This is a genomic window from Mycobacterium sp. (assembly GCF_035314665.1).
In the GTDB taxonomy this organism is placed as follows: Bacteria; Actinomycetota; Actinomycetes; order Mycobacteriales; family Mycobacteriaceae; genus Mycobacterium.
This window is the reverse complement of record NZ_DATFZD010000141.1, coordinates 14,064-31,592: the sequence shown is the minus strand read 5'-3', so window position 1 is coordinate 31,592 and position 17,529 is coordinate 14,064. Positions and strand designations below refer to the sequence as shown.

15 protein-coding genes are annotated in these 17,529 nt (G+C 65.5%); 7 read left to right on the top strand and 8 right to left on the bottom strand.

The annotated features are described in order from the left end of the window. From VKI00_RS11285 to VKI00_RS11275, 3 genes are all read right to left on the bottom strand, one after another. The coding region (locus tag VKI00_RS11285) for a DUF4185 domain-containing protein (protein ID WP_414687171.1) at positions 1 to 1,145 on the bottom strand (1,145 nt) is incomplete at its 3' end. 7 nt (positions 1,146 to 1,152) lie between these two features. Next, a complete protein-coding gene (locus VKI00_RS11280; RefSeq protein WP_324437540.1) occupies positions 1,153 to 2,196 on the bottom strand; it encodes an aspartate-semialdehyde dehydrogenase in 1,044 nt (347 codons plus the stop codon). A gap of 2 nt (positions 2,197 to 2,198) precedes the next feature. Next, positions 2,199 to 3,464: an aspartate kinase gene (locus tag VKI00_RS11275; protein ID WP_324437539.1), complete on the bottom strand. Its 1,266-nt coding sequence runs from the start codon at positions 3,462 to 3,464 to the stop codon at positions 2,199 to 2,201. 689 nt (positions 3,465 to 4,153) lie between these two features. On the opposite strand from VKI00_RS11275, the gene VKI00_RS11270 reads away from it, so the two are divergent. From VKI00_RS11270 to leuA, 3 genes are all read left to right on the top strand, one after another. Further along, the gene (locus VKI00_RS11270; protein WP_324437544.1) at positions 4,154 to 5,233 is read left to right on the top strand and encodes a DUF4185 domain-containing protein; all 1,080 of its coding nucleotides are present in this window, start codon (positions 4,154 to 4,156) and stop codon (positions 5,231 to 5,233) included. A gap of 636 nt (positions 5,234 to 5,869) precedes the next feature. Further along, positions 5,870 to 6,250 (top strand): hypothetical protein, encoded by a 381-nt coding sequence (locus VKI00_RS11265; RefSeq protein ID WP_324437538.1) that lies wholly within the window; start codon positions 5,870 to 5,872, stop codon positions 6,248 to 6,250. 176 nt (positions 6,251 to 6,426) lie between these two features. Then, positions 6,427 to 8,256 (top strand): 2-isopropylmalate synthase, encoded by a 1,830-nt coding sequence (leuA, locus tag VKI00_RS11260; RefSeq protein WP_324437537.1) that lies wholly within the window; start codon positions 6,427 to 6,429, stop codon positions 8,254 to 8,256. Between the two features lie 23 nt (positions 8,257 to 8,279). On the opposite strand, the gene VKI00_RS11255 is transcribed toward leuA, so the two are convergent. The 3 genes from VKI00_RS11255 to VKI00_RS11245 form a co-directional block, all read right to left on the bottom strand. Next, positions 8,280 to 10,211 carry a bifunctional diguanylate cyclase/phosphodiesterase gene (locus tag VKI00_RS11255; RefSeq protein ID WP_324437536.1) on the bottom strand — a complete coding sequence of 644 codons (1,932 nt, stop codon included), beginning with the start codon at positions 10,209 to 10,211 and terminating at the stop codon, positions 8,280 to 8,282. Positions 10,212 to 10,480: 269 nt separating this feature from the next. Further along, complete coding sequence (locus VKI00_RS11250; protein WP_324437535.1) at positions 10,481 to 11,011, bottom strand: hypothetical protein; 531 nt, start codon at positions 11,009 to 11,011, stop codon at positions 10,481 to 10,483. A 51-nt stretch (positions 11,012 to 11,062) separates the two neighbouring features. Further along, a complete protein-coding gene (locus tag VKI00_RS11245) occupies positions 11,063 to 12,049 on the bottom strand; it encodes a DEDDh family exonuclease (protein ID WP_324437543.1) in 987 nt (328 codons plus the stop codon). Positions 12,050 to 12,264: 215 nt separating this feature from the next. Here VKI00_RS11245 and VKI00_RS11240 point away from each other — a divergent pair, with 215 nt between their 5' ends. The 3 genes from VKI00_RS11240 (at position 12,265) to VKI00_RS11230 (ending at position 15,638) form a co-directional block, all read left to right on the top strand. Beyond that, positions 12,265 to 13,494 carry a Mur ligase family protein gene (locus VKI00_RS11240; RefSeq protein ID WP_324437534.1) on the top strand — a complete coding sequence of 410 codons (1,230 nt, stop codon included), beginning with the start codon at positions 12,265 to 12,267 and terminating at the stop codon, positions 13,492 to 13,494. After that, entirely contained in the window at positions 13,487 to 14,194 is a 708-nt protein-coding gene (locus VKI00_RS11235; RefSeq protein WP_324437533.1) for a type 1 glutamine amidotransferase, read from the top strand. Before VKI00_RS11240 ends, VKI00_RS11235 begins: the two co-directional genes overlap by 8 nt. 130 nt (positions 14,195 to 14,324) lie before the next feature. Beyond that, positions 14,325 to 15,638 (top strand): MFS transporter, encoded by a 1,314-nt coding sequence (locus VKI00_RS11230; RefSeq protein WP_324437542.1) that lies wholly within the window; start codon positions 14,325 to 14,327, stop codon positions 15,636 to 15,638. 17 nt (positions 15,639 to 15,655) lie between these two features. On the opposite strand, the gene recR is transcribed toward VKI00_RS11230, so the two are convergent. Together recR and VKI00_RS11220 are read right to left on the bottom strand one after the other, a co-directional pair. After that, positions 15,656 to 16,267: a recombination mediator RecR gene (recR, locus tag VKI00_RS11225; RefSeq protein WP_324437532.1), complete on the bottom strand. Its 612-nt coding sequence runs from the start codon at positions 16,265 to 16,267 to the stop codon at positions 15,656 to 15,658. Positions 16,268 to 16,278: 11 nt separating this feature from the next. Further along, complete coding sequence (locus VKI00_RS11220; RefSeq protein ID WP_324437531.1) at positions 16,279 to 16,614, bottom strand: YbaB/EbfC family nucleoid-associated protein; 336 nt, start codon at positions 16,612 to 16,614, stop codon at positions 16,279 to 16,281. A gap of 131 nt (positions 16,615 to 16,745) precedes the next feature. On the opposite strand from VKI00_RS11220, the gene VKI00_RS11215 reads away from it, so the two are divergent. Further along, complete coding sequence (locus tag VKI00_RS11215) at positions 16,746 to 17,483, top strand: Rv3717 family N-acetylmuramoyl-L-alanine amidase (protein WP_324437541.1); 738 nt, start codon at positions 16,746 to 16,748, stop codon at positions 17,481 to 17,483. Positions 17,484 to 17,529: the final 46 nt, after the last annotated feature.

Below are 17,529 nucleotides of genomic sequence, written 5' to 3'. Positions count from 1 at the left end.
AATGGGTTGACCGCGAATTGGATTACCCGATAGGGCGCCCGTGACCGTGGATCGCTGTTATGCCACTGGCTGACGAATACCCGCAACTCGTCCAGCGTCGATCCAGGAGAGATGTATCCGCCGTATGGCTGGGCCAGTCGGTTGTCTTCCGGGGGTGGCAGGCTTTCCGCGGGATCAGGCCAGTCGTCGTGCTGCACCACGGTGGTCACCGGCGCGGTGGTGAGCGAGGTCGGGTCCTCGGCCACCCGAACTTCCATGTTTCCGGTGCTGGCGTTGAAATACGACAGCACGGCCTTGCCCTCGATTTGCTTGAAACTCATTTCACCGATCAGGTCACCCCATAGCGGGGTTGGCGGCTTGTTCCAACCGCCGCCAGGACCAATCGCCCAGCCCTGCCATCGGGAGCGGTCGCCGAAATTTTGCGGTGCGACCCGATACAGCATCACCGGTTGGCTGCGGTCGAGATTGTCGGCGACGACGTAGACCCACCCGCTCCGAGACTCCGCGGTCGGTATCGGGTCGTAGTAGCCGCTGATCTGTGACTGCCGACCGCCCATGTAGGTCGCGTCTCGTTGCGAACTCTGAAGAGTCTGCCAAAACCCCTGTGTTGGTTCAGCTTTCACCAGCCGTGAGCTCTGCGGAACCAGATCTTTGGTGGTGGTGATCAGGAGGTAGTTCTGTCGGTTGATCTGCACGACACCCGCCGGCAACTGCGATGCGCCCGTCGGCGTCGGGTCGGCCAGCAGCGGCACCGTTATGCCGGTGACCCCCGTGTAGCGGACTCCGGCGGGGTCATCGACCGATGAAGTGTCCACCCGCAGGGCGATCGGCGAGTAGTAGCCGCCGAAGCCAACTCCCTCGCCGGCGAAGCTGTCGCCGCAGACCTGCACGACGTCGGTGGGGAAGTCGATGAACTCGCACAGGTCGGTGGCGCCGATGCCGTAGTCGCGGGTGGGCGTGCCGGTCCCGGCCGTCGGACCGATCCGCATCACCTGGCCCGGTGCCAGCGGCTGCAGGACCGGCTCTGGCATCGGGGCCGGCGGATCGGCATACGCAGGTGAAAAGCCTTGCCGAGCAAGCAAACACACGACAGACGCGGCCATGAGCGAGCAGCGCGCGATCCGGCGGGAGTCGGCAGGGCTCACCCGCGGATCACAGCTCGGCGGCCAGCAGCTCGGCGATCTGAATAGTGTTCAATGCCGCGCCCTTGCGCAGATTGTCGCCCGACACGAACAGCGCCAGGCCCCGTCCGTCCGGCACACCGGGGTCGTGGCGGATCCGGCCGACCAACGATTCGTCGACACCGGCAGCAGCCAACGCCGTCGGCACCTCAACCAGCTTCACGCCCGGTGCGCCGTCGAGAAGTTCGCGGGCGCGCTCGGGTGAAAGTGGTTGGGCGAACTCGGCATTGATCGACAGCGAGTGGCCGGTGAACACCGGCACCCGCACACAGGTTCCGCTCACCAGCAAGTCCGGGATGCCCAGGATTTTGCGGCTTTCGTGGCGCAGCTTCTGGTCCTCGTCGGTCTCGCCAGAGCCGTCGTCGACCAGGTTCCCGGCCAACGGGAGGACGTTGAAAGCGATCGGCTCAACGTAGGCCTTGGGCTCCGGGAACTCACAAGCGCTGCCGTCGTGCACCAGCTGCTCGGCGTCGTCGATGACGGCGCGGACCTGGGTGGCGAGCTCCTCGACGCCGACAAGTCCGGTACCGGATACGGCTTGATAGCTCGAAACGACCAACCGCACCAACTCGGCTTCGTCGTGCAGCACCTTGAGCACCGGCATCGCGACCATCGTGGTGCAGTTCGGGTTGGCGATGATGCCCTTCGGCCGAGTCCGCGCGTCAGCGAAATTCACCTCGGAGACCACCAGCGGCACGTCCGGGTCCTTGCGCCATGCCGACGAGTTGTCGATCACCGTCACCCCGGCGGCCGCGAACCGCGGCGCGTGTACCCGCGACATCGACGAGCCGGCGGAGAACAACGCGATGTCCAGACCTGCCGGGTCGGCCGTTTCAGCGTCCTCGACCTCGATCTCCTGCCCACGGAAGGCCAGCTTGCGGCCCTGCGAGCGGGCCGAGGCGAAAAATCGCACGCTGGTTGCCGGGAAGTCGCGCTCGTCGAGCAGCCTGCGCATCACCTGGCCCACCTGACCGGTGGCACCTACTACACCTATCGACGCGCAATTCGCGCTCATATTTATCGTCCCGTCCCCGCATACACCATGGCCTCTTCAGCACCGCCGAGGCCGAATGCTTCGTGTAACGCGACAACAGCTTTATCTAGTTCAGTGTCGCGGCACAGCACCGAGATCCTGATCTCCGACGTAGAGATCAGGTCGATGTTAACCCCGACGCCGGCCAGCGCCTCGCAGAACGTGGCGGTGACCCCCGGATGGCTGCGCATGCCCGCGCCGATCAGCGACACCTTGCCGATGTGGTCGTCGTAAAGCACTTGGCTGAAACCGATTTCGTCTTTGAGCGAGTCCAGCTTCTCCACCGCGACCCGGCCACTGTCGCGCGGGCAGGTGAAAGTGATGTCGGTCTTGCCGTTTTCGATCTTGGAAATGTTCTGCAGCACCATGTCGATGTTGACGTCGGCGTCGGCGACGGCGCGGAACACCTTTGCCGCGTAGCCGGGGTGGTCGGGTATGCCGACGATGGTCACCTTGGCCTCGCTGCGGTCGTGGGCGACGCCAGTCAGGATGGGCTCTTCCATGGATATGTCCTCGATCGATCCGGTGACGACGGTGCCCGGCTTGTCCGAGTACGACGACCGGACGTGCACCGGAATGTTGTAGCGGCGTGCGTATTCCACACACCGCAGCATCAGTACTTTGGCGCCGCAGGCCGCCATTTCGAGCATCTCCTCGAAGGTGACCGTATCCAGCCGCCGGGCGTTGGGGACGATCCGCGGGTCAGCGCTGAAGATGCCGTCCACGTCGGTGTAGATCTCGCAGACGTCGGCGTGCAGGGCGGCGGCCAGCGCGACCGCGGTGGTGTCCGAGCCACCACGGCCCAGGGTGGTGACGTCGCGGGTGTCCTGGCTGACGCCTTGGAATCCCGCGACCAGCACGATTAGCCCCTCGTCGAGCGCGGACTGCAGCCGGGTCGGGGTGACGTCGATGATCTTGGCCTTGCCGTGGGCGCCGGTGGTGATGACGCCGGCTTGCGAGCCGGTGAACGAGCGGGCTTGAGCGCCCAGCGATTCGATGGCCATCGCGACCAGCGCGTTGGAAATGCGCTCACCGGCGGTCAGCAGCATGTCCAGCTCGCGAGCCGGCGGGGCCGGGCACACCTGCTGGGCCAATTCCAGCAGGTTGTCGGTGGTGTCGCCCATCGCCGAAACCACCACGACGACGTCGTTACCCTGCTTTTTGGCCTCGACGATGCGCTCGGCGACACGGCGGATCCGTTCGGCGTCGGCCACCGAAGATCCGCCGTACTTTTGCACGACGAGCGCCACTTCTGTCCTTTTCCCGTCTCGGATTCGCCACCATCGCTGGGCTTAGGTCCACAACAGGATACGTGTGTCGGCGAGTCGTGCTACGCGCTGACCGACCCGTCCCAGCGGCGGGGCTGACCCGGCGGCCTGACTGCCGGATTCACACGCCGACCGCGCGCCATCGGCCCGCGTGTCGATCCGGCACGATATCGCCGCGCGGTGGGTCCGTGATGGCCCGCCCCCGGATCGTCGAGAAGAAGGCCGCCGAAAAACAGGTAGCACGCTACTCATGCCGTCGTCGACGTTTCGAGGCACTATTTCACCTCAGCGAGCCCTGTTGAGAATTTCACCATCGCGGCCTGGACCACCCAGATACCTAATGCGGAAAGAGGAAAACAATGATCTGCAGCTCGGGCTCGGCCCAGCTGAACTATTTCTGGCGCGATTCCGGTCCGTCGTTCACCGGGCACGGCTCCTTCCCACTGGCGTCGACGCCCTAGCACCCGAACTAACACCCAGGAGGACCCTTGTCCACGAAAAGCACCGCTAAGGCAAGCCCGCGCAGGAAACGCGAAACCTTAAGCGTGCCAACCAAAGCCCCCGCCGCGCGACAGCCCAAAACGATCGCAGCGGCGGCGATTCCGGTACCGGCGCCTCCCACACCAGCCCCCGCACCGCCGCCAGTGCCGGTCAAGGGCTATGTGGGCGACATGACCGGGCCGGGCGTCACCGACAAATGGGGGGTGACCTGCACCGACCTCGGCGTGAGCGTCTTGGCGCCTAACGGCCAGCTGCTGTCTGTGTTCGGAGATACCTTTTCCGGCAGCACCGTCGGGCAGGGCGACTGGCGCGCTCCGGTTGCCCTGCTCGGCACCGGGGATACCAACAACCAGATCCAGTACCAGAGTGCGGGCGGCGCGAAGTCCACCTATGCCCAGCAGTTGTGGCCCTACGTCCACGACAGCGCACCGTGGAATCAGGGCGGCATCAGCACCGTGATTCCCTCCGACCTGCTGGTAATCGATCAGACGCTGTATTTGCATGCCATCGTCAACCGCGGCTTCGGGAATGTGATCTGGACCGGAATCTGGAGCTCCACCGACAACGGCGTCACCTGGCAGGAGATGGGTGCGAAAGCAACGTTTCCTGCGTCGTTGTACAACGGCTACGCGCAGCTATGGTCGTGGGATTACAACCCCGACGACGGTTGGGTGTACATCGTCTCGACCGGATTTCAGCGCGACAAAGGCATCATCCTGCGACGCGTGCTGCCGGAGAATATCGGTGACATGACCCAGTACTCGGGCTGGGGCTGGGCCAACAACCAATGGGGATGGGACAACACACCAACCCCCATCACGCCCCCCGCCGAAACCTGGGGCGAGCTGACATTGCGCAGGCTGGACACCAGCACCTGGGTCCTGGGCGGCTTCCTCTCGTCGGGATACGCGCTGGGATATCGCACGATCGACTCCCCGACCGCCAACCTCTACGAAACCCCGGTCCAGACACCAGTGGTAGGGACGACGTGGGACGCCCAGGACCTGGCGAATAATCAAGTCGCCCAACTGTACGGCGGATATGTTCTTCCCGGCTCGCAGCTGGACGCTCAGGGCGGCGTCGGACTGGTGGTTTCGCAGTGGGACACCGCAACGGGCTGGCCGTACCGCACGATGCAGTTCAAGGTCACGCTCAACGACACGACAAGGGCATCAAACAGCTCTGGACCTGCAACAAAGGTGGCTCAAACTGCGAAAAGAGTCGCTAAGGCTCAGCCAGTTCGCACCTAACTAGCCCCGCACCCACGGGCGGTCCGTTGGGACGGACAACGCTTTGCCGACATTTGAAATCAATCGTGCCTGGTGGTGGCTCTAGTTGAAGGCAGCTTCGGATTCGATCTTGAAGTCATCGTCGAACGTACAGACAAGCAACTCCAGCACTACTATCGCGCTGGGACACAATGGTATTCGGGAGTAGTCATTGGACCCGTTGGGTGAGATCCATCTCAAAGCCGGCGAATCGGAGGTCATTCCGATTGGAGGGGCCGGGGCGGTCGGATACACCTGGCAGTCAGACGTCGACGGCGACCTCGATGCGATAAGTTTCTCGATTGCGCCTGCGCCGAAAACGAACTCGCCTATGCCGCCATCGGCTGGCAGCAGCGATCAGCTACTCACCATTAAGGCTGAACATACCGGGACGGCGATCCTCCGGCTCCGATTGGTCCGGCCCTTCCAGCCGCAGCGCGAGCCTTTGAAAACATTGTCGTTGAGGATCACGGTCACTGCGACGGGCTAGTTTGTCTGATGTCAAGCCACGTATGCCAAGTTCGAAACATTGCACTGCCCAACAGCCTGCCGGGCGGGCCGTAGACTTCTCGACGATGGCGTGCGGATTTCGAATACGTGAGGAGGTTGGTTGCCCCGATGGCTGCGGTGTTATGGGGTACCGAACCAGACGAGCATGACTATCCGGCGGCGGCAGACTATCTCGCGCTGCTCGCCAAGCCCGGGCAGGTCAACGAGATTGTGGCGGCGCTGAAAAAGGCCCCGATCGTGTACAAGAAGGCCAAGGATCTGCTGCGCGCTTCGCGCCTGGCGCTGCTGCCACCGGACAATGCGCATGTCGCCTCGGACCTGGCGAAGATCAAGAAGGGCAAGCAGCTGTCACCGATTCTGGTTGTCCGCGGAGACCTCGTCACCGACGTGCCGTTGCAGATTGCCGACGGCTACCACCGGGTGTGCGCGAGCTATCACACCGACGAGAACACCGACATCCCGGTCAAGATCGTCCCAGCCGGGGACTGACCGGCGGGGGTTTTGGGCATCCGCGCCGGCGCGGTAAGGTACGAGACGTGCAGCGGGTGCTCCTCCTCGGACGCCGCGACGGGGCCTGATCGAGGCCGGCTTCCCGTCGCGGGTGTTCGCGATGCGCCGGTCGCCGCCTTTTATGGCGCCCCTTCTCATTCCCCGGAGAAATCACCGTGACTAGCGTTTCTCAACCGTCGGGCGACTCCCCCGACGTATTCAAGTCCACTCGAACCATCACTAAACCCGCTGGCCAACCCAATGCCGGGCAGCCGGCGTGGAACACCCAGCGCGGGTCGTCGATGCCGGTCGGCCGGTACCGACCCTTCGCTGAAGAGGTCGAACTCATCGAGCTGGCCGACCGTACCTGGCCCGTCAAAGTGATCAGCCGCGCCCCGCTGTGGTGTGCGGTGGACCTGCGTGACGGCAACCAGGCGCTGATCGACCCGATGAGCCCGGCCCGCAAACGCCGCATGTTCGACCTGCTGGTCCGCATGGGCTACAAGGAGATCGAGGTCGGGTTCCCGTCGGCCAGCCAGACCGACTTCGACTTCGTCCGCGAGATCATCACCGAAGACGCCGTCCCCGACGACGTCACCATCCAGGTGCTGACCCAGTGCCGTCCCGAGCTGATCGAACGCACCTTCCAGGCGTGCGAGGGAGCACACCGCGCCATCGTGCACTTCTACAACTCGACGTCGATCCTGCAGCGCCGGGTCGTCTTCCGCGCCGACCGGGCCGCGGTCCAGGCCATCGCGACAGACGGCGCGCGCAAGTGCGTCGAGGAGGCCGCCAAGTACCCGGGCACGCACTGGCGGTTCGAGTACTCACCGGAGTCCTACACCGGGACCGAACTGGAATACGCCAAGCAGGTGTGCGATGCCGTCGGCGACATCATCGAGCCCACGCCGGACAATCCGATCATCCTCAACCTGCCCGCGACCGTGGAGATGGCCACGCCGAACGTTTACGCCGACTCGATCGAGTGGATGCACCGCAACTTGAAGTGGCGCGAGTCCGCCGTCCTTTCTCTGCACCCGCACAACGACCGCGGAACAGCCGTCGCCGCAGCCGAATTGGGATATCAGGCCGGCGCCGACCGGATCGAGGGCTGCCTGTTCGGCAACGGTGAACGCACCGGGAATGTGTGCCTGGTGACGCTGGGTCTGAACCTGTTCTCCCGCGGCGTCGACCCGCAGATCGACTTCTCCAACATCGACGAGATCCGCCGCACGGTGGAGTACTGCAACCAGCTGCCGGTCCACGAGCGTCACCCCTACGGCGGCGACCTCGTCTACACCGCGTTCTCCGGCAGCCACCAGGACGCCATCAACAAGGGCCTGGACCAGATGAAGGTCGACGCCGATGCGGCCGATTCCGACGTCGACGACATGCTGTGGCAGGTGCCGTACCTGCCGATCGATCCGCGCGACGTCGGGCGCACCTACGAGGCGGTGATCCGAGTCAATTCGCAGTCCGGCAAGGGTGGGGTGGCCTACATCATGAAGGCCGACCACGGCCTGGCCCTGCCGCGACGGCTGCAGATCGAGTTCTCCGGCGTGATCCAGAAGATCGCAGAGGGCACAGCTGGCGAGGGCGGTGAAGTCTCGTCGAAGGCGATGTGGGAGGCATTCTCCGAGGAGTATCTGGCGCCGGTGCGGCCGCTGGAGCGGATGAAGCAGCGGGTCGAGGCGTCCGAGGAGGACGGCGGCGCGACCACGATTGCCGCGACCGTCAAGATCGACGGCGTCGAGACCGAGATCAGTGGTTCCGGCAACGGACCGCTCGCCGCTTTCGTCGAGGCGCTGGGCACCGTCGGCTTGGACGTGGCGGTGCTGGATTACTCCGAGCACGCGATGAGCGCGGGTGATGACGCCCAGGCTGCCGCGTACGTGGAGGCTTCGGTGGGCCGCAGGACGGTGTGGGGCGTCGGGATCGCGCCGTCGATCACCACTGCGTCGCTGCGTGCCGTGGTGTCGGCCGTGAATAGGGCCGCACGGAATTAACTGACGCGTCCGCGAAACTCTTCTTAGCTGGCGGCAGATTCCGATGTCAGCTCGGCGCAGGCCTGGGCGCGGTTCTGCGGCAATGTGTTTGGACTTGGTGCGTGCCTTACAGGTGCCAAGAAATCGTTGGTGGCGTTGAGCGGCAGGTGTATTTGGCAGGTGGAGAGCAGCGATTCCATGGCGTCGCCCGTCACCGGGCGCGACAGCAGAGAACCCTGGGCACGGTTGCACCCATGCCGTAGCAACGTCTCGGCGGCGATCGGGGTCTCGACGCCCTCGGCGGCCACCTGCACATCGACTGCTTCGGCGAGCCCGATAATCGCCTGCACGATCGCCAGATCGGCCGCGTTGGTACCAAGGTCACGGATGAATGCCGTGTTGATCTTGAGCATATCGACCGGAAGCGATTTCAGCTGCGCCAAAACGACGTCACCGGTGCCGAAGTCGTCAATGGCGATCTGAACGCCGACGTCCTTCAGCATCGCGAGGGTGGTGTGGGTGTTCTTGATGTCGCGCACCATCAGGCGTTCGCAGATCTCTAGGCACACCGATCCTGCGTCGATGCCGAATTCGTCGAGGGTGGCGGCCACGTCGTCGGCGAAACCGTCGCTGACCAGTTGTGCCGGTGAGATATTCAGGCGCAATGTGACGTGTTGCCCGTGGCCACGCGACCGCCACCGGCTGAAGTCTCTGCAGGCACGTCGCATGACCCATCGACCCAACAGTCCGCCGAGACTGATCGATTGGGTCGCGCTGTTTAACGGATCCGCTGGCCGCAACTCCCAAGTCGGCTGCTCCCAGCACGCCTGCGCTTCGACCGCCAGTATTTCACCGGTGCGCAGGTCGATTTCGGGCAGATAGTGCAGCAGCAGCGCGTCGCAGTCGATGCTGGCAGGAGAATGGCGCTCGCTGTTATTTGCAGATGCGCCCTGCATCGATATGTCGTGATCGAACACGGCGACCGCGTTGCCTCCTTTTCGCTTAACTGCCAGAGCGGCGTGATCGGCCCGGTGCAGCAGATCATGGCTGGTGTCGACCCCGGGTATGCCCAACGCCAACCCGACGCTGACGGTGCTGGTGATCCGCTGACCGCCGATGCGGACCGGGTCACACATCGTGGTCTGAAGCTTGAGCGCCAAGGCTTCCGCGGCTTCAGCAGACATCGCCCGGTTGGGGATCACGACGAATTCATCGCCGCCGACACGGGCGATCAGGGCGTCGCGACCGGCTTTGGCGGCGAGCCGTTGTGCGCATGTCCGGATGACCGCATCACCGGCGGCATGACCGAGGTGATCGTTGATGGCCTTCAGCCGGTCCAGATCGACATAGAGCGCTGCGACGGGACCGGGTCGTCCCACCCGCAGTCTGCGGCGAACTTCCGCGGTCAGCGCCCGACGATTGTGCAGGCCGGTCAATTCGTCGTGCTCGGCCAGCCGCCGCAGACGGCGTTCTGCGGCGGTGCGGGCCTGCAGCTGTGCGAACAACGACGCAATTACACCGAGTGCGGCGAGTTCTTTGGGTACCCATCGCTTGCCGCCCGATTTGGTCAAGCCGATCACGCCAGTGGTCGCCGTCCCCCGGATCAGGGGTGCAATCGCAACCGACGACGGTCGACCCCGGCAGGCCGCGAGCCCGCCGGGGTGACCAAACTTCGCTGCGTCGGCGGCAATCACAGTCGGCGCTTTGAGGCCCTCGGATAGCATGACGTCGTTGTCGGCGAAAAAGATCGTCGCCAGCGGATCCGGGTCGGGAACCGGATCCCGGGGTGGCCATTCGGCAATCAGCATCGAGGCTCGAAGCCTGTGATTATTGTGGCGCAGAAACGCGGCATCGGCCTCGAACTGCTCGACCAGCTGCGCGAGCAGCCGCTCGCACACCCTCGGCGCGGAGGACGCGCTCGCCCCCGTCATTTGGGCGGCTATCTCAGCGATGACGCAGAGAAAGCGGTCGGTCATGGCGCCTCCAATATGTGGAGTGCCCCCCAGTTGAAATACGGTCAGATCCACCGCGCTGCCGATGCATGGTGAACCTGCGTCCCGGCCATCGCGTCTTCGCGGTAGCGGTCGGCCAACTGAAGGCCGGGCGCGTCCTGAGTGTAGGCATAGGACGGCGCGAAAATGTGCAGAACCTGATAAGAAACTTAAAGTTTGCCCAGGCGTTTCTTGGGTGACAGCCAGCTAGCCATCGATCAGGCCGGACGAGGGTTTACCGCCGACATCCGCAGTCAGGCCATGATTTTCGCCAGCAGTATCCCGGCCAACGTCTGCGCCTGTTCACAGCTGTCGGCGACGACGGTGAGATAGATCCAGCCTTTGAGCACGTCGACGGTTGCGGGCGGAGCCACGAAACAGAACGCCTGGTCACCGAGTCCTGGGATGTTTTGAACCTGGCCGGCGGTCTGCTTGTTGGTGGCGAATCCCTTCGACTGCGCGTCGAGACACTGCTCGTTAGGAGGCTGGCCGTCTTTGCAGTACAGGTCGTTGTAATACAGCTTGAAACTGACGTCGTTGCCGGCCGAGGGCACGGAATTGCATTGCGCTTCGCTCGAGGACTGGCTGCCCGCAGGCGCTGGAAACGACCTACCCATCACTTGACTGATATCGACCCCGCTCAGCAGGCCGCAGAAGTTCGCGGGGATCTGCACCTTGCCGCCCTTGGCCGCTGAGTCGGTGTTGCCGCCGTGCGACCCTCCGCCGCAGGCCGCCGCCAGCACCGCGGCGGCCGCCACCGCCGCCCATGTCGTTTTCGCGTTCATCGCATACTCATTCAACCGTGCGGCGACAATGTGTGCTGAACTGAGCGGCAATCAGAACAACGCGAATTGCTCGCCCGAACGCAACGAGTCGGTGAAGTGTTCGACACCGGTCCCACTGACCACCGTCCCGACGCAATCCATGAACTTGGCGTCGGAAACGACCGGCACACCCAACTCGCGAGCCAGCTGGCCCTTGCCGTGCGCCGGGCGGGATTCGTTGCAGATCACCAACGACGTTTCCTGATCGACCGTGTCGGCGTAGGCCAGCCCGGCGTGCAGGATCCGCTCGACCAACTCCTCGTGAGTCCGTTGCACCTCAGCCGCCAGCGCGACCCGCATGCCCTGCACCAGCGGCCTGCCACGGACGTAGGGGCCGGGGTTGAGGTACGGGCAAGGCATCCGGGAGGCCAGCAGCTTCAGTGGCCGCAGTTCGTCGTGGGTGACCCGGCCGCTGGGCCAACGCCGGCGGGTGACCGGCCGCACCGGTAACCAGACGCCGCGTTCGCGGGCCCGCTCCAAGGCAGCGGCCATCACGTTGGTCAGCACGACCGCGTCATCGAACGCATCGTGCGGTCGCCGCTGGGTGACCCCCCAATGCGCGGCCAGCGTCTCCAGCCGCAGGTTGTCGATGCCCAGTTCCAGCCGCCGCGCCAGCTCCACCGTGCACATGACGGAGTCGATCGGCAGCTCGACATCGGCCAGTTCTGCCTCCGCGGCGAGGAACGCGTAGTCAAACGCGACGTTGTGCGCGACCAGCGTGCGGCCGCGCAGCAGCTCGACCACGTCGCCGACGATGTCGGCGAACTGCGGCTGGTCCTCGAGCATCGCGGCGGTGAGGCCGTGCACGTGGGTGGGGCCGGGATCCACCCCCGGATTGAGCAGGCTGACCACGGATTGCTCGACTTGCCCATCACCGTCGAGGGCCAGCACCGCGAGGCTGATGACGCGGGCGTTGCCCGGTCGGAAGCCGGAGGTTTCGACGTCGATGACGGCCCATCCCGCCCCCGGCTCGGTGGCCGGCCGACCCCAGATCGTCATCGTCGGAGTCGCCACCGGAATGTCGGGCATGAATGGAGGATTTCACGCCGAGCTGACATCGCTGGGTCGCCGCGCTTCGTGTCGCCGACTGAGTTCGCGAGGGCGACCCGCAGCGCTCGGAAAAGCGCCGAGCTTGCGATCGCCCTTAAACGGACGAGGGCGACCCGCAGCGCTCGGAAAAGCGCCGAGCTTGCGATCGCCCTTAAACTTCCCGGGTGATGAACACCCGAGGACGCCTGGCCCTCGCCGCCGGAGCCGGCGCGCGATGGGCCTCACGGGTGACCGGCCGGGGGGCGGGCGCGATGATCGGCGGACTGGTGGCAATGACGCTGGATCGGTCGATACTGCGTCAGCTCGGTACCGGCCGCCGCGCCGTCGTCGTCACCGGGACCAACGGCAAGTCGACGACGACCCGGATGACCGCCGCCGCCCTGTCGACGTTGGGCCCGGTTGCGACTAACGCCGAGGGCGCCAACATGGATGCCGGGCTGGTGGCCGCGCTCGCCGCCGACCGCGACGCCGCGTTGGCGGTCCTCGAGGTCGACGAGATGCACGTGCCGCATGTGGCCGACGCCATCGAGCCCGCCGTCATCGTGTTGCTCAACCTGTCCCGCGACCAGCTGGACCGGGTCGGCGAGATCAACGTGATCGAGCGCAGACTGCGTGGCGGACTGGCCAAGCACCCGCAAGCGGTCGTCGTCGCCAACTGTGACGACGTGCTGATGACCTCGGCTGCCTACGACAGCGCTAACGTGGTGTGGGTGGCCGCGGGCGGCAGCTGGGCGGCCGACTCGGTCAGCTGCCCACGCAGCGGTGAGGTGATCGTCCGCGACCAGGGCCACTGGTATTCCACCGGCGCCGACTTCAAGCGGCCCAGCCCGCATTGGTTGTTCGACGCCGACATGCTCTACGGTCCCGACGGGCTGGCGCTGCCGATGCGGTTGGCGCTGCCGGGCTCGGTGAATCGCGGCAACGCGGCCCAGGCGGTGGCGGCCGCCGTTGCGCTGGGTGCCGATCCGGCGGCCGCGGTGGCCGCGGTGTCCAAGGTCGACGAGGTCGCCGGGCGGTACCGGACCATTCGTGTCGGCGCGCACACCGTGCGGATGCTGTTGGCCAAGAACCCCGCCGGCTGGCAGGAGGCGCTGGCGATGGTGGACAAGAATGCGGCCGGGGTGGTGATCTCGGTCAACGGGCAGGTGCCCGACGGGGAGGATCTGTCGTGGCTCTGGGATGTGCGCTTCGAGCATTTTGAGCGGACTTCAGTGGTGGCCGCCGGCGAACGCGGGACCGACCTCGCGGTGCGGTTGGGCTACGCCGGCGTGGACCACACCTTGGTGCACGACACGTTGGCGGCGATCGCGTCGTGTCCACCCGGAGCCGTGGAGGTCGTCGCCAATTACACGGCGTTCCTGCAGTTGCAGCGCAGATTGGCTCGTCATGGCTGACTCAGCGGTGCGAATCGGGCTGGTGCTGCCCGACGTGATGGGCACCTACGGCGACGGCGGGAATGCGGCGGTGCTGCGGCAACGGCTGCGGCTGCGGGGCATCGCCGCGGAGATCGTCGAGATCACGCTGGCCGACGCGGTGCCCGACAGCCTCGACCTGTACACGTTGGGCGGAGCCGAGGACTACGCGCAGCGGCTGGCAACCAAGCATCTCGTCCGGCACCCGGGGTTGCAGCGCGCCGCGGCCCGCGGCGCACCGGTGCTGGCGATCTGCGCGGCCATCCAGGTGCTCGGCCACTGGTATGAGACGTCGGCGGGCGAACGGGTCGACGGCGTGGGTCTGCTGGACTTGACCACCTCGCCGCAGAACGCCCGCACCATCGGCGAGGTGGTCAGCACGCCGCTGCTGGCCGGGTTGACACAGCCGTTGACCGGTTTCGAAAACCACCGCGGCGGAACGGTTCTCGGCGACGCCGCGTCGCCGCTGGGCGCCGTGAAGAAGGGCGCGGGCAACCGCGCCGGCGACGGTTTCGACGGCTCGGTGCAGGGCAGCGTGATCGCCACCTATATGCACGGGCCCTGCTTGGCCCGCAATCCTGAGCTCGCCGATTCGCTGCTCAGCAAGGTGGTTGGTGAGCTCGCGCCGCTGGCGCTGCCCGAGGTGGACTTGCTGCGCCGCGAGCGGTTAGCGGCTCGCTAAGGCTAAACGTGTGGTTGCGGGCCACAACGGGTTCCGGGCAGCAAAGTTATGGGTACGCGACGTGTCAATGATCATCCGGCGCCGCCGGCATAGCTGCGCACGCAACGACACCCGCGACGCCGACTCGGCGATGCGCCGGGACACCGCAGGTACTGCCGTCGGCAATTTCATGGAATGGTACGACTTCGGCGTCTACGGCTACATCGCGACCACCATTGCGCAGGTGTTTTATCCGGGCAATAGCGTCAGCGCGGTCCACCTCATCGCCACCTTCAGCACGCTGGCGGCGGCGTACGTGGTACGGCCGCTCGGCGGGTTCGTCCTTGGTCCGCTCGGTGACCGCATCGGGCGCAAGCGGGTTTTGGTGATCACGATCCTGCTGATGGCGGTGGGGACTACCATGAGCGGCTTACTGCCTGGCTACAGCACCATCGGCGTCTGGGCGCCGATCCTGCTTCTGGTGGCCCGGATCTTTCAAGGCTTCTCGACCGGCGGCGAGTTTGTCGGTGCGATGACCTATCTCGTTGAGCGGGCCCCGAACCACAGACGCGGCATGATGGTCGGGTTCCTGCCGCTGGGCAACCTGGTCGGGTTCGTGCTGGCCGGGTTACTGGTGACCGCGTTACAGGCCTGGCTACCAATCCACGACATGCTGGCGTGGGGCTGGCGGATTCCGCTGTTGCTGGGAGCGCCGTTCGGCGTGCTCGCTCTTTATCTGCGGCTGCGGATCAAGGAGTCACCCGCCTATGAGCAGATGAGCGGCAGCACGCCGGTCGACCGCGGCCGGCAGCAATTTCGGCACACAGTGGTGGAGCAGTGGAAGCCGATGGTGATCTGCGCGGCCCTTGTGGTGACCTCCCAGGCCCCTGATTTTATGCTCACCGGATACTTGCCGACATACCTCAAAGTGGTTGTGCACGTAGGTAAGACGGCCGGACTAGTGATGATCGTGGCGACGTTGGCGATTCTGATGGCCGCGGTGGTGTTCGTCGCCATGTTGTCCGACCGTATCGGCGTCAAACCGATCATGTGGACGGGCTGCGGACTGCTCGTGGTGGCGTCGGTCCCGGCATTCTTGCTGATGCGCTTCCGCGGTGTCTTTCCGTTGGTCTTCATCGGTGTGCTGCTGGTCGGCCTGATGGAACTGTGTTTCGACAGCACCACGCCCGCTGCGCTGCCGGCACTGTTTCCGACCAGGGTGCGCAACGGGGCGCTGGCCATCTCATACAACATCGCGCTATCGACCGTGGGCGGAACTACCCCGCTGATCGCTCAAGCGCTGATATCCAGCACCGGCAATGCCATGGTGCCGGCCTACATGCTGATCTTCGCGGGCCTGGTAGGGACAGTCACCCTTCCATTCATGCCAGAAGTCAATGGCAAGCCGCTGCCGGGGTCTGGGCCTTCGGTCGAAAGCGAGCGTGGCGAGCGCGCCGGCGCCTGAGAGGTTCCGGGCCAGCTTCACGCCATCGCGCGGCGGCCGGTCAGCGCGCGGCCCAGGGTCAGCTCGTCGGCGAATTCCAGGTCGCCACCCATCGGCAGCCCCGAAGCGATCCGCGTAACGGTCAGGCCGGGAATGTCGCGCAGCATCCGCACCAGATAGGTGGCGGTCGCCTCGCCCTCGGTATTGGGGTCGGTGGCGATAATCACCTCGGTGATGTCGACGCCGTCGACCTGCTCACCGATCCGGGTGAGCAGCTCGCGGATCCGTAGCTGCTCGGGGCCGACTCCGGACAGCGGATCCAATGCCCCGCCGAGAACGTGGTAGCGGCCGCGGAATTCGCGGGTGCGCTCGACGGCCTGGACGTCTTTGGGCTCCTCGACGACGCAGACCTGCGAGCCGTCCCGGCGAGGGTCGGCGCAGATGCGGCAGCGCTCGTCGTCGGAGACGTTGCCGCACACCGCGCAAAATCGCACGCCGTTGCGGACTTTGGCCAGTACCGCGGTGAGCCGGTCGATGTCGGGTGGTTCGACGGACAACAGATGAAAGGCGATGCGCTGCGCGCTTTTCGGCCCGATACCCGGCAGCTTGCCGAGCTCGTCGATCAGGTCCTGGACCGGCCCCTCAAACATGGCGGTACAAGTTAGGACCCCGGCATACCGAGCGCGCCGCCCATCCCGCCCGCCAGCGGACCCAGCTGCTCTTGCGCCATCGTGGTGACCTGCTTGGAGGCGTCGGCGAGCGCGCCGACGATCAAGTCCTGCAACGTCTCGACGTCGTCCGGGTCGACGACTTTGGGATCGATCTTCAGCGCAACGACTTCGCCGCTGCCTTTGACGGTGACCTCGACCAGACCCCCACCGGCCTTTCCGTGCACCTCGGCGTTGGCGAGTCGCTGCTGGGCAGCCATCAGCTGCTGCTGCATCTGTTGCGCCTGGGCGAGCAACGCCGACATGTCAGGCGGGCCTCCGGGTTGCATGACGGTCCCCTTGCGTCTTGGTCTCGACTTGGTTTCGCCTGCGGCGTGCGGGCGGTTCGAAGTTTTAAGCCTAGTCGGCGCCAGGCTAACGTGGCGCCGTGCGCGTATTACATTGCCTGCGTGTCGGCGCCATGCTGGCCATCGGCATTCTCCCTGTCGTCACCGCTGCACCGATACCGACCGCCCAGAAAGCCGCCGCAGCCCCGGGCAACATCGCCGGGATGATCGTGTTCCTCGACCCCGGTCACAACGGCGCCAACGACGCATCGATTAGCCGCCAGGTGCCCACTGGGCGCGGCGGCACCAAGGACTGCCAGGCCAGCGGAACCACCACCAACGACGGCTACCCGGAGCACACCTTCACCTGGGACACCACGCTGCGCATCCGCGCCGAACTCAACGCACTGGGAGCACGCACGGCGATGTCGCGCGGCGACGACAGCACGGTGGGCCCTTGCGTCGACCAGCGCGCAGCCATGGCCAACGCCTTACGCCCGAACGCCGTCGTCAGCATCCACGCCGACGGCGGTCCGCCGAACGGGCGGGGATTCCACGTGAACTACTCGGCGCCGCCGCTCAATCAGGTGCAGGCGGGCCCGTCGGTGCAGTTCGCCCGGGCCATGCGCGACGAGATGCAGGCCTCGGGTATCCCGCCGGCCAACTACATCGGCCAGGACGGTCTTTACGGGCGCTCGGACCTGGCGGGACTGAACCTGGCGCAGTATCCGTCGGTCCTCGTCGAGTGCGGCAACATGAAGAACCCGGCCGACTCGGGGCTGATGGAGTCGCCCGAAGGCCGACAGAAGTACGCCGACGCCGTGGTCAAGGGCATCGCCGCCTACCTGGGCAGCCAAGGTCAGGCCGGCTAGGCCGGATTGCCCGCCTCCTCCTCAGGCCGTTCCGGCCCGCATCGTC

Coding starts and splice junctions, on each gene's coding strand:
- VKI00_RS11280 (WP_324437540.1), bottom strand. CDS start 2,196: ATGAGCGCGAATTGCGCGTCGATAGGTGTAGTAGGTGCCACCGGTCAG.
- VKI00_RS11270 (WP_324437544.1), top strand. CDS start 4,154: ATGACCGGGCCGGGCGTCACCGACAAATGGGGGGTGACCTGCACCGAC.
- VKI00_RS11265 (WP_324437538.1), top strand. CDS start 5,870: ATGGCTGCGGTGTTATGGGGTACCGAACCAGACGAGCATGACTATCCG.
- VKI00_RS11255 (WP_324437536.1), bottom strand. CDS start 10,211: ATGACCGACCGCTTTCTCTGCGTCATCGCTGAGATAGCCGCCCAAATG.
- VKI00_RS11250 (WP_324437535.1), bottom strand. CDS start 11,011: ATGAACGCGAAAACGACATGGGCGGCGGTGGCGGCCGCCGCGGTGCTG.
- VKI00_RS11245 (WP_324437543.1), bottom strand. CDS start 12,049: ATGACGATCTGGGGTCGGCCGGCCACCGAGCCGGGGGCGGGATGGGCC.
- VKI00_RS11235 (WP_324437533.1), top strand. CDS start 13,487: ATGGCTGACTCAGCGGTGCGAATCGGGCTGGTGCTGCCCGACGTGATG.
- VKI00_RS11230 (WP_324437542.1), top strand. CDS start 14,325: ATGCGCCGGGACACCGCAGGTACTGCCGTCGGCAATTTCATGGAATGG.
- recR (WP_324437532.1), bottom strand. CDS start 16,267: ATGTTTGAGGGGCCGGTCCAGGACCTGATCGACGAGCTCGGCAAGCTG.
- VKI00_RS11220 (WP_324437531.1), bottom strand. CDS start 16,614: ATGCAACCCGGAGGCCCGCCTGACATGTCGGCGTTGCTCGCCCAGGCG.
- VKI00_RS11215 (WP_324437541.1), top strand. CDS start 16,746: ATGCTGGCCATCGGCATTCTCCCTGTCGTCACCGCTGCACCGATACCG.